Genomic DNA, 1,862 nt, shown 5'->3' on the forward strand with positions numbered 1-1,862 from the left:
GTGGGATGCGGCGGTGTTCATCCAGCGGATCAAGACGCTGCTGGAAACGCCGGCGCTGATTTTCGTGGATTGAGGGGATGAGAACGGTCGCAAGGGCTCCCTCACCCGGATTGCCAAAACCGAATTGCGAAGGGCAATTCGGGGCAATCCGACCTCTCCCCGAGGGGAGAGGAGGTCGCCGGCGTCTGTGCTCGCCTCTTCTCCCCACCGGGGAGAAGGTGGCCGCGAAGCGGCCGGATGAGGGGGCCTTCGCCACCAGAAAGAGCGTGCCATCATGAAAGAAATCTCCTGCAAGCTGCTCGTCATCGGCGCCGGGCCGGGCGGCTATGTCTGCGCCATCCGGGCCGGACAGCTCGGCGTCGATACGGTGATCGTCGAGGCCGGCAAGCCGGGCGGCACCTGCCTCAATGTCGGCTGCATCCCGTCCAAGGCGCTGATCCATGCGGCGGAGGAGTTCGAGAAGGTGTCGCACATGGCGGGCGGCAAGAGCCCGCTCGGCATTTCGGTCACCGCGCCGACGCTCGATCTTGCCCGGACCGTCGCCTGGAAGGACGGCATCGTCAGCCGGCTCAACAGTGGCGTCGCCGGCCTGCTCAAGAAGGCAGGCGTGAAAACCGTGCATGGCTGGGCGAGCTTTCGCGACGGCAAGACGGTCGCGGTCGAGACCGAGACGGGCGTGCAGGTGATCCGGGCCGAAACGATCGTCATCGCCTCCGGCTCGGCGCCGGTGGAGCTGCCGTTCCTGCCGTTTGGCGGTCGGGTGATTTCGTCAACCGAGGCACTGGCACTCAGCGACGTGCCGAAAAATCTCGCGGTCGTCGGTGGCGGCTATATTGGGCTGGAACTGGGCATGGCATTTGCCAAGATGGGCGCTGAGGTGACCGTGATCGAGGCCTTGCCGCGCGTGCTGGCGCAGTATGATGCCGAGCTGACCCGGCCGGTGGTCAAGCGGCTCACCGCGCTCGGCGTCGAGGTGATGCTGGGCGCCAAGGCCAAGGGGCTTTCAACCAAGGGTGACGCGTTGCTGGTCGAGACCTCGGACGGCAAGAGCGCCAAGGTCGCCGCCGAAAAAATCCTGGTCACGGTCGGGCGCAAGCCGGTGACCGAAGGCTGGGGGCTCGAGCAGATCGACCTCGACATGGCCGGCAAATTCATCCGCATCGACGACCAGTGCCGCACCTCGATGCGCGGCATCTTCGCCATTGGCGACGTCACCGGCGAGCCGATGCTGGCGCACCGGGCGATGGCGCAGGGCGAGATGGTCGCCGAGATCGTTGCCGGCCACAAGCGCAGCTGGGACAAGCGTTCGATACCCGCCGTTTGCTTCACCGATCCCGAACTGGTGACCGCTGGTCTTTCGCCGGAAGAAGCCAAGGCGCTCGGCGGCGAGATCAAGATCGGCATGTTCCCGTTCGCGGCCAACGGCCGGGCGATGACGAAGCTGGGCGAGGACGGCTTTGTCCGCGTCTTGGCCCGCGCCGACAACCATCTGGTGCTCGGCATCCAGGCGGTCGGGCAGGGTGTGTCGGAACTGGCGGCGGCGTTCGGGCTGGCGCTGGAGATGGGCGCGCGGCTGGAGGACATCGCCGGCACCATCCACGCGCATCCGACGCAGGGCGAGGGATTCCAGGAAGCAGCGCTGAAGGCGCTGGGACACGCGCTGCATATTTAATTCGCGATGGCGCAAAAGCGGTGATGCCGGCGGGACAGCGCCCCCCTCTGTTCTGCCGGACATCTCCCCTCAAGGGGGGAGATTGGCAGTTTCGGGCAACCTGCCTCTTCCAAAACTTTCAAAAATTGGCGAAATCTAAGATGACAGCCGATCTCCCCCCTAGAGGGGGAGATGCCCGGCAGGGCAGAGG

General features: G+C 65.7%; 1 protein-coding gene. It reads left to right on the forward strand.

The window, feature by feature from the left end; genetic code table 11:
• The first annotated feature begins 274 nt into the window (after nucleotides 1-274).
• Nucleotides 275-1,672 carry a dihydrolipoyl dehydrogenase gene (lpdA, locus tag EN879_RS34175; RefSeq protein WP_063169593.1) on the forward strand — a complete coding sequence of 466 codons (1,398 nt, stop codon included), beginning with the start codon at nucleotides 275-277 and terminating at the stop codon, nucleotides 1,670-1,672.
• Nucleotides 1,673-1,862: the final 190 nt, after the last annotated feature.

Source organism: Mesorhizobium sp. M7A.F.Ca.AU.002.02.1.1 (assembly GCF_003998535.1).
In the GTDB taxonomy this organism is placed as follows: Bacteria; Pseudomonadota; Alphaproteobacteria; order Rhizobiales; family Rhizobiaceae; genus Mesorhizobium; species Mesorhizobium ciceri.

Coding starts and splice junctions, on each gene's coding strand:
- lpdA (WP_063169593.1), top strand. CDS start 275: ATGAAAGAAATCTCCTGCAAGCTGCTCGTCATCGGCGCCGGGCCGGGC.